This is a genomic window from Streptomyces sp. NPDC042371 (assembly GCF_056437465.1).
The window spans coordinates 125,158-134,481 of the sequence record NZ_JBWKAP010000020.1 but is presented as its reverse complement, the minus strand read 5'-3'; the positions used below and the strand labels follow the sequence as shown (position 1 = coordinate 134,481).

At 72.4% G+C, this 9,324-nt stretch carries 8 protein-coding genes; 3 read left to right on the top strand and 5 right to left on the bottom strand.

The features are described 5' to 3' along the window. The 3 genes from AC068B_RS38350 to glgB form a co-directional block, all read left to right on the top strand. Positions 1–414: alpha-glucosidase C-terminal domain-containing protein (locus AC068B_RS38350; protein WP_478676088.1), on the top strand; the 414-nt coding region annotated here is incomplete at its 5' end. A 140-nt stretch (positions 415–554) separates the two neighbouring features. Continuing rightward, the gene (locus AC068B_RS38345; RefSeq protein WP_478676087.1) at positions 555–1,991 is read left to right on the top strand and encodes a maltokinase N-terminal cap-like domain-containing protein; all 1,437 of its coding nucleotides are present in this window, start codon (positions 555–557) and stop codon (positions 1,989–1,991) included. Positions 1,992–2,017: 26 nt separating this feature from the next. Continuing rightward, entirely contained in the window at positions 2,018–4,435 is a 2,418-nt protein-coding gene (gene glgB / locus AC068B_RS38340) for a 1,4-alpha-glucan branching enzyme (RefSeq protein ID WP_478676086.1), read from the top strand. On the opposite strand, the gene AC068B_RS38335 is transcribed toward glgB, so the two are convergent. The 5 genes from AC068B_RS38335 to AC068B_RS38315 form a co-directional block, all read right to left on the bottom strand. Then, the gene (locus tag AC068B_RS38335) at positions 4,410–6,665 is read right to left on the bottom strand and encodes a HelD family protein (RefSeq protein WP_478676085.1); all 2,256 of its coding nucleotides are present in this window, start codon (positions 6,663–6,665) and stop codon (positions 4,410–4,412) included. The two genes, glgB and AC068B_RS38335, sit on opposite strands and share 26 nt — an antisense overlap. Before the next feature lie 184 nt (positions 6,666–6,849). Beyond that, the gene (gene trxA / locus AC068B_RS38330) at positions 6,850–7,206 is read right to left on the bottom strand and encodes a thioredoxin (protein ID WP_478676084.1); all 357 of its coding nucleotides are present in this window, start codon (positions 7,204–7,206) and stop codon (positions 6,850–6,852) included. Positions 7,207–7,209: 3 nt separating this feature from the next. Further along, entirely contained in the window at positions 7,210–7,602 is a 393-nt protein-coding gene (locus AC068B_RS38325; RefSeq protein ID WP_478676083.1) for a MerR family transcriptional regulator, read from the bottom strand. 85 nt (positions 7,603–7,687) lie between these two features. Further along, complete coding sequence (locus tag AC068B_RS38320; RefSeq protein ID WP_478676082.1) at positions 7,688–8,305, bottom strand: mycothiol-dependent nitroreductase Rv2466c family protein; 618 nt, start codon at positions 8,303–8,305, stop codon at positions 7,688–7,690. Between the two features lie 58 nt (positions 8,306–8,363). Continuing rightward, positions 8,364–9,284 carry a helix-turn-helix domain-containing protein gene (locus tag AC068B_RS38315; RefSeq protein WP_478676091.1) on the bottom strand — a complete coding sequence of 307 codons (921 nt, stop codon included), beginning with the start codon at positions 9,282–9,284 and terminating at the stop codon, positions 8,364–8,366. Positions 9,285–9,324 lie beyond the last annotated feature (40 nt).

Below are 9,324 nucleotides of genomic sequence, written 5' to 3'. Positions count from 1 at the left end.
ATCATGGACCCGGTCTACGGCTACCAGGTCACCAACGTCGAAGCCTCCATGTCCTCCCCCTCCTCCCTGCTCCACTGGACCCGACGCATGATCGAGATCCGCAAACAGAACCCGGCGTTCGGACTCGGCTCGTACACCGAACTACCCTCGTCCAACCCGGCAGTTCTCGCCTTCCTGCGGGAGGCCCCTTCGACCGGCACCGAGGGGGACGACGGCGACGATCTGGTGCTGTGCGTGCACAACTTCTCGCGTTTTGCCCAGCCCACCGAGCTGGATCTCCAGGCCTTCGAAGGCCGCCATCCCGTCGAGCTCATCGGCGGAGTGCGCTTTCCGGCCATCGGTGAGCTCCCGTACCTGCTGACACTCGCGGGACACGGGTTCTACTGGTTCCGGTTGCGCGCGGAACCGGCGTAGGCTCCGGCAGCGCGACGCCTCGCGGGGCGGTTTCCACCGCCCCGCCCTGGGCACTCCTACGCAACAAACGGCACCCCCATTTCGCACCACCGGCACTCCCGCACCCTGCCTTGTCCGCGACGCGGAAAGGACGCGACGCCATGTCGGAAGCCGCCATCCACCCCAGTGCGCACGCCACAGCGCTGCTCGCCCCGCTCGACCCGCTGCTGCGCGAATGGCTGCCCAGGCAGCGGTGGTTCGCCGGAAAGGGCCGCCCCATCGGCGCCCTCGAGGCGGTGGCTGTGACCGAACTCCTGCCACGCAGCGCGCCGACCGGCCTGCTGCACCTCCTCCTGCGGGTCCGCCGTCCGCTGACTGTCTCGCAGGACACCGGGCTCGACGGCGTCGGCACCGAACGCCTCACCGACTGCTACCAGTTGCTGATCGGCGTCCGCCGCACCCTGCCGCCGCGCCTGGCCCCCGCCCTGATCGGCCACGTCGTCGAAGGCCCGCTCGCGGGCAGCACGGTGTACGACGCCTTGCACGACCCGCGGCTCGCCGGACTGCTCCTGGAACGGCTGCGGATGCCGGGACGCCACGGCGTGCTCCGCTTCGAACGCGACATGGGCGTCGAGATCCCCTCCGGTCTCGCCCCGCGCCTGCTCACCTGCGAACAGTCCAACTCCTCGCTCGTGTACGGCGATACGTTCATCCTCAAGCTGTTCCGCCGCGTCGTGCCGGGACTCAACCCCGACCTCGAACTGCCGCTTGAGCTCGCCCGGGAGGGCTGCGCCCGGGTGCCCGCGCCCGCCGCGTGGGTCTTCGCCGACCTGGTCGGCCCGGCCGCGCCCGAGGAGAGCTGCAGCCTCGGGGTGCTCCAGCCGTATCTGGCCGGGGCCGACGACGGCTGGGAGCTCGCCCTGCGGATGCGCGACAAGGGCGAGTCCTTCACCGGTGAGGCGCGGGCGCTCGGCCGCGCCACCGCCGAGGTGCACGCCGCCCTCGCGGCCGCGCTGCCGACCGTCACGCTGGGCCGGGCACAGGTGGAGCTGGTCGCCGACGCGATGGCGGAGCGCCTCGCCGCGGCGGCACAGTCGGTCCCCGCGCTGCGGCCCTACGCCCCCGGGCTGCTCACCGCCTTCGAGGCGCTGGCCGACCTGGGCGGCGAGGGACAGGCCTGGACGGCCCAGCGCGTCCACGGCGACCTGCACCTCGGCCAGTGTCTGCGCTCCCCGGACGGCGAGTGGTCGCTCATAGACTTCGAGGGCGAACCCGCGCGGCCGCTCGCCGAACGCAGGCTGCCCCAGCCCCCGGCGCGCGACGTGGCGGCCATGCTGCGCTCCTTCGACTACGCGGCGTCCCACGGCACCTGGTCGCCCGGGTGGGCCGAGGAGTGCCGGGCCGCGTTCTGCTCGGGGTACGCGGAGGTGTCGGGCAGCGACCCGCGCACCGACCCCGTGCTGCTGCGCGCCCACGAGACCGACAAGGCGGTCTACGAAGTCCTGTACGAGGCCCGCCACCGCCCCGACTGGCTGCCGGTACCGCTGGCGGCGGTCCGCCGTCTCGCCGGGGACGGCCCCGCCGACGAAGCCCACTGACCATTCCTCCGGAGGAGGCCTCCCCAGTGACCCCGCGCCCCCGCAAACCGTCCGACGAAGCCGCCGCCCCCAATCCACCGGCCACCCCGGCCGGACCGGGTGCGGCGAGCGGGAAGAGCCCGAAGGCGGCGAAGCCCGCGAAGCGCGCCAGGACCGCGAAGAAGGCGGCGGCGAAAGCACCGGCGCCCGTCACCGCACCTCCCGTCACCGCGCCGCCGGTCACCGCACCGCCCGTCACCGAATCCCCCGTCGGCGAAGGCGACCGCGCCCGGCTCCTGAGCGGCACCCACCACGACCCGCACGGCGTCCTGGGGGCCCACTCCGTGCCCGGCGGCACGGCCTTCCGGGCCCTGCGCCCGTACGCGAAGGCGGTCGCCGTCGTCGCCGACGGGCTCCGCGCCGAGCTGCGCGACGACGGCGACGGCTTCTTCTCCGCGGTCCTCCCGCTGCGGGCCGCGCCCGAGGACTACCGGCTGCACGTCACGTACGAGGAGGCGGAGCTGGAGATCCACGACGCGTACTCCTTCCTGCCCTCGCTCGGCGAGTTCGACCTGCATCTGATCGGCGAGGGCAGGCACGAAGAGCTGTGGAAGGCGCTCGGCGCCCGGCCCATGACCCACCGGGGCGCCACCGGCACCCGGTTCACGGTGTGGGCGCCCAACGCCCAGGGGGTGCGGGTCGTCGGGGGCTTCAACTTCTGGGACGGCACCGGGTTCCCGATGCGCTCGCTGGGCGGCAGCGGCGTGTGGGAGCTTTTCGTGCCGTCCGTCGGCGAGGGCGAGCTGTACAAGTTCGAGATCACCCGGCCCGACGGCTCGACGACCCAGCGCGCCGACCCACTGGCGCGCCGCACGGAGGCGCCGCCCGCCAACTCCTCGGTCGTGCACGAGTCGCACCACGAGTGGCACGACCAGGAGTGGCTCGCCAGGCGCGGGGACCTGCCCGTCCATGAGGCGCCCTTCTCGGTCTACGAGGTGCATCTCGCGTCCTGGCGGCCGGGTCTGACGTACCGCCAGCTCGCCGAGCAGCTGCCCGCGTACGTCTCCGACCTGGGGTTCACGCACGTCGAGCTGATGCCCGTCGCCGAGCACCCCTTCGGCGGGTCCTGGGGCTATCAGGTCACCGGCTTCTACGCGCCGACCGCCCGCCTCGGCACGCCCGACGACTTCAAGTTCCTCGTCGACGCGCTGCACCGGGCCGGGATCGGCGTCCTGATGGACTGGGTGCCCGCGCACTTCCCGCGCGACGACTGGGCGCTCGCCGAGTTCGACGGAAAGCCCCTGTACGAGCACGAGGACCCGGCCCGGTCGGCGCACCCCGACTGGGGAACCCTTGAGTTCGACTACGGCCGCAAGGAAGTACGCAACTTCCTCGTCGCCAACGCCAGTTACTGGTGCGAGGAGTTCCACATAGACGGGCTGCGCGTCGACGCCGTGGCCTCCATGCTCTACCTCGACTACTCGCGCGAGGACGGCGAATGGACGCCCAACGCGCACGGCGGCCGCGAGAACCTCGACGCCGTCGCCTTCCTCCAGGAGATGAACGCCACCGTCTACCGCCGCTCCCCCGGTGTCGTCACCATCGCCGAGGAGTCCACGGCCTGGGACGGCGTCACCCGGGCCACGCACCACCAGGGCCCCGGCGGCTTCGGCGGCCTCGGCTTCGGGCTGAAGTGGAACATGGGCTGGATGCACGACTCCCTCGACTACGTCGCCAAGGAGCCGGTGCACCGCAAGTACCACCACAACGAGATGACGTTCTCGATGGTGTACGCGTACAGCGAGAACTACGTCCTGCCGATCTCGCACGACGAGGTCGTCCACGGCAAGCGGTCGCTGGTGTCGAAGATGCCCGGCGACTGGTGGCAGCAGCGCGCCACCCAGCGCGCGTACCTCGGCTTCATGTGGGCCCACCCCGGCAAGCAACTCCTCTTCATGGGGCAGGAGTTCGCGCAGGGCGCCGAGTGGTCGGAGGGGCACGGCCCGGACTGGTGGCTGCTCGATCCGGCGTACGGCGCGGAGTCGGACCACCGGGGCGTGCGGGACCTCGTCCGCGAGCTGAACACCGTCTACCGGCGTGAGGGCGCCCTGTGGCAGCGCGACACGGACCCCGGGGGCTTCGCCTGGGTGGACGGCGACGCCGCGGAGGACAACGTCTTCGCCTTCCTCCGCTACCCCGCGGCGAACACCGCGGGTTCCGACGGGCGCCCACTGCTCGCCGTCTCCCACTTCTCACCGGTCGTCCGGCACGGCTACCGCCTGGGCGTGCCGGACGAGTTCGCCGCGTGGCAGGAGGTCCTCAACACGGACGAGGCGCGCTACGGCGGCGGCGACGTCACCAACCCCGACCCGCTGAAGCCGGAGCCGGTGGCGTCGCACGGCCGCCCCGCGTCCCTGCGCCTGACCCTGCCGCCGCTGGCTACGGTGTGGCTGCGGCCGGTGTGAGGTCCTTCAGCGCCACCGGCAGCTCCTGCGCGTACAGGACACCGAGCCGCTGGGTGGCCCGGGTGAGCGCCACGTAGAGATCGCTCGTCCCGTACCGCGCGGGCTCCACGACCAGGACCGTGTCGAACTCCAGGCCCTTCGCCTGACGCGGGTCGATCAGGACGACCGGCCGCGTCAGGTCCGGGGCCTGCCCGGCCGTCACACCGGGCAGCTGTGCGGCGAGCTCCGCGTGGAGCCCGCGGGGGGCGATCACCGCGAGACGGCCCTCGTCCCGCGCCTCGGCGGCCACCGCGTCGGCCACGGCGGCGGCGAGGTCGTCCGTGCGGCGCGCCCAGGGACGTACGCCCGTGGAGCGCACCGAGCTCGGCGGCATGAAGTCGGGCTGTTCCAGGCGCGGCACCTCGGCGGCCACCTCCATGATCTCCACGGGGGTGCGGTAGTTGACGCCGAGCCGGGTGTACTCCCAGCGGTCCTCGACGTACGGGGCGAGGATGCTGTCCCACGAGCCGCAGCCGCCCGCCTCGGCGGTCTGCGCCGGGTCACCGACGAGCGTCATGGAGCGGGTCGGGCAGCGCCGCATGAGCAGCCGCCAGGCCATCGCGGAGAGCTCCTGCGCCTCGTCGACGATGATGTGGCCGAACGCCCAGGTGCGGTCGGCGGCCGCGCGCTCGGCGGCGCTGCGGTGGTCGGCCTCCTCCTGGCGCTCGGCCATCCGCTCCGCGTCGATGATGTTGTGCGCGAGCAGGACCTCGGCGTCGTCCTCGTCCTTGTCCTCGAACTCGTACGTCCGGGAGGCGCGCGAGACGTCGAGCACGCCCTGCGCGTACGCGATCTGCTTCGCCCGCTCCGCCTCGGACGCCGCCCGCGCGGCGCTGTCGTCGTGGCCGAGCAGTTCGGCGGCCTCGTCGAGCAGCGCGACGTCGGCGGCGGTCCAGGGCGCGTCGTACGGCCTGCGGACGGCGTCCGCGTCCCGCTCGGACAGGCCCGTCGGCTCCTCCAGAAACTCGGCGACGAAGCGCTGCGGGGTGAGCGTCGGCCACAGTTCCTCGATGGCGGCGTGCACCTCGGCGCTGGCCGCGACGCCCTTGCCGAGCTGGGCGATGTCGTCGGGGCCCAGGAAGTTCGGCCCGCCGTACGGATCGTGGCCGATGCGCTCGGCGAGCTGTGCGGTCAGCTCGTCGATGACGCGGAAGGCGAAGTGCGGGCGGCCGAGGTTGTGCGGCACGTCCGCCGCGCGGGCCGCCTCGCGCGCCTGGTCGGCGATCGTCCAGTCCAGGATCAGGTCGCCGTCGTCGTGCGCGATGACGATCGGCTCGCCCGGCTCGGGGGTGCGCTGCCGGTCGCGCACGGCCGCGGCGAGCACGTCCGCCATCTCCGCGCGGCCCTTCACCTCGGCCGCCTCGGGGCTGTCCGTGCCGGTCGCTTCCACGCCGGGGAAGAGCTCGCCGACCGTGGAGAGGAGCACGCCGGTCTCGCCGAGGGCGGGCAGGACCTCGCCGATGTAGCCGAGGAAGGCCGGGTTCGGGCCGACGATCAGGACCGCGCGCTTGGCGAGCAGCTCGCGGTGGGCGTAGAGGAGGAACGCGGCCCGGTGCAGGGCCACGACGGTCTTGCCCGTCCCCGGGCCGCCCTCGACGACGAGGACGCCGCGGTGCGGGGCGCGGATGATGCGGTCCTGCTCGGCCTGGATGGTCTGCACGATGTCGTGCATGCGGCCGGTGCGGGCCGAGTCGAGCGCGGCGAGCAGCACCTCGTCGGCGTCGTTGCCCTCGTGGCCGGTGCGGGTCATGTCGCTCAGGTCGAGGAGCTCGTCGTGCAGGCCGGTGACCTCGCGGCCCTCGGTGGTGATGTGCCGGCGCCTGCGCAGGCCCATCGGGGTGTGGCCCGTCGCGAGATAGAAGGGGCGCGCGACATCGGCACGCCAATCGATCACGAGTGGGGTGCGCTCGATGTCGGACGCACGGATTCCGATGCGCCCGATGTGGTGATCACGGCCGTCCCGGAATTCGAGCCTCCCGAAGCACAGTCCGTTCTCCCCCGCGTCGAAGGCGGCGAGCAGCCCGGACCGCTCCGCCACCAGCACATCACGCTCCAGGCGCGCCTGAAGACCATTGCCCACCTGCGACAACGACGCCGCCACGGCGGACTCGGCCTCCTCGCGCAGCGCGTCCAGGCGTGCATACAGCCCGGAGACGAATTGCTGCTCTTCACGCAATTCCTCGGTTGACAATTCAGCCCCTCGCCAGTTACAGTGCTCTTATTGAACTTCTCGTGAAGCCGCCCTGTCTGAATGCAACGGCATGTCAAGACAAACGGGCAGAGATTCGCGAAAGAATCCAATATACGCAGAGAAATACCCCGGACGTCAATTCGTCCGGGGTTTTCTTTTGGGGCCCAGCCCCTCGCCCGTAGCCTCAGAGCACGTCGGCCAGCTCCGTGAGCAGCTTCCGCTTGGCCCGCGCGCCCACCATCTGCAGGACGGGCTCACCGCCACGGAACACGATCATGGTCGGCGCCGAGAGCACCTTGTACGCGATCGCCGTCTCCGGACTGCGGTCCACGTCCAGCTGCACGATCTTGATGCGCTCCGCCTCCTCGCGCGCCAGCTCACTGAGCACCGGAGCGAGCTGGCGGCACGGTCCGCACCAGTCCGCCGTGAACTCCACGAGCACGGGGCGATCCGCCTCCCGCAGCACCTCCCCCTCGAAATCCGCGTCCGTCACCTCGGCCACGCCTGCTGCCTTCACCGGCCCACTCTCCTCATCCTTCATCCCTCATCCCGTGAGTTCGCACCGCGGTTCCGGGCCGCCGGGAAGGGCGGCCTCGGCGCGGGCGAGCTGCGATCCGACCTGGTCGCGCACCGCGGTCAACTCGCCGATCAGCGCGTCGAGTTCGGTGAGCTTGCGCCGGTAGACGGCGAGCGACGCGGGGCAGGAGTCGCCCTCCGGATGGCCGGAGCGCAGACACTCCACGAACGGCCTGGTCTCCTCCAGGTCGAACCCGAAGTCCTGGAGGGTCCTGATCTGCTCCAGGAGCCGCACGTCGTCCTCGTCGTACGTGCGGTAGCCGTTGCCGGACCGCCGCGCGGGGAGCAGCCCGCGGGACTCGTAGTAGCGCAGCGTCCGCGTGGTCGTCCCCGCGCGCGCCGCGAGCTCGCCGATTCGCATGCCTCGAAGGTAATCCTTGACGTGGGCGTCAAGGCCAGAGGTTTCTTCCGGCGAGGGCTCAGCGGGTCGAGAGGGCTCGGAGGGGTCAGCCGAAGTCCAGCTCCCCGTACGCCCGCCTGAACTCGTGGAAGCCCTCCACCCCCGCCATCAGCACCACGCCGTCCCACAGCCGCCCGGCCCGCTCACCCCTGGGCGCCGGGGAGACGACGGGGCCGAACAGCGCGCCCGCGCCCGCCACGGAGAGCACGGGGGTGCCAACGTCATGGCCCACCAGCGCCACGGCGGCCTCGTGGGAGGAGCGCACCGCGGCGTCGTACTCCGTGGTCATCGCCACGTCGCCGAGGTCCGCGGGGAGCCCCGCGTCGGCGAGCGCGGCGGCCGTGCCCGCCCAGTCCTGCTGTCCGTGGATCCGCGCACCGAGCGCGTCGAAGTACCGGCCGAGCACCTCGTTGCCGAACCGCTCGCGGACGGCCGCGCAGATCCGCCCGGGCGCCTTCAGGTACTCCCCGTAGAGCCCCTCCGGGTCCTCCGGATCGATGGCGCGATCTTCATTGAGCACGGCCAGGCTCATCACCCGCCACTGCACGTCCACGTCCCGTACGCGTTCCACCTCCCGCAGCCAGCGCGAGGTGATCCAGGTGTACGGGCACACGGGGTCGAACCAGAAGTCGACGCGGCTGTCCGAGGTGGGGGTGGCAGTCACTCAACTACCGTACGCCTTCGGAAAGTTGACGCATCGGAGCCATGATCTTCCACCAGGGCTACGCAACCGTGGTGCCCAGGGCCTCGCGGAGCCAGTTGTCCGCGGTGCCCGGGGTCGGGTCCGGGAGGGCCTGCGGCGGGGTCGTCACCTCGGCCGCGAGGTGCCAGTAGCGGTCGATGCGGGGCTCCGCGGCGAGCATCCGGTGCAGGGCGCGGCGGAAGTCGGTGGTGTCGCGGCGGTTGAGTGCCGCGGCGTGGACCGCCACGAAGCAGTCGAGGGCCTCGCCCCGGTGCGGGGCCCGGCCCGCCCGCAGCTCCGGCGCGGCCAGTTCGAAGGCCTCGGGGAGTCCTTCGTAGAGCACGGCGGGGCGGTACCCCTTGCCGGATATGTGCACTTCGGGCTGGCCGTAGTCCGTGCCCGCGCGGGGTCCCGAGACGAAGCAGGGAGTGGTGACGAAGTCCTGCAGCCGGGCGAAGGCGAGGACTTGGGACGGGGCCGGGGCGTCGGGCGGTGCAGGTACGGCCCGGTCGACGACGGCCGCGACCACCCGGGACGGCAGCCGCGCGGGCAGCCAGCACCGCCAGAACCGGGCGAGCGCGGCGGTCCCCGGCGGCGTGGACACGGCCCCCACCAGGCGCAGCCGCTCGGCGCGCTCCTGGGGCGTGCAGTCGGTGAGGAGCTGCAGCGCCGCCTCCCGCCAGCGCAGCGCGGCCAGCCGCGAGCCGACCTCCGTCAGCTGCCGCGCGACGATGTCCTCCAGCTCGTCCTCCTGGTCGAGGACGCGGCTCACGTCGGGAACGGGCAGGTCGAGGGTGCGCAGGGAGCGGATGAGGCGGAGCCGGTCCAGGTCCTCGGGGCCGTAGCGGCGGTGGCCGCCTCCGCTGCGGGCGGCTTCGGGCAGCAGGCCGCGGTCGGAGTAGAAGCGGACGGTCTTGACCGAGACGCCCGCCCGTTCGGCGAGCTGTCCGATGCTCCACATGCCGTCGGGCGCATCCGGTGCACCGAGTGCGTCGTGTGCA

Coding starts and splice junctions, on each gene's coding strand:
- AC068B_RS38345 (WP_478676087.1), top strand. CDS start 555: ATGTCGGAAGCCGCCATCCACCCCAGTGCGCACGCCACAGCGCTGCTC.
- AC068B_RS38325 (WP_478676083.1), bottom strand. CDS start 7,602: ATGCGAATCGGCGAGCTCGCGGCGCGCGCGGGGACGACCACGCGGACG.
- trxA (WP_478676084.1), bottom strand. CDS start 7,206: ATGAAGGATGAGGAGAGTGGGCCGGTGAAGGCAGCAGGCGTGGCCGAG.
- AC068B_RS38315 (WP_478676091.1), bottom strand. CDS start 9,284: ATGTGGAGCATCGGACAGCTCGCCGAACGGGCGGGCGTCTCGGTCAAG.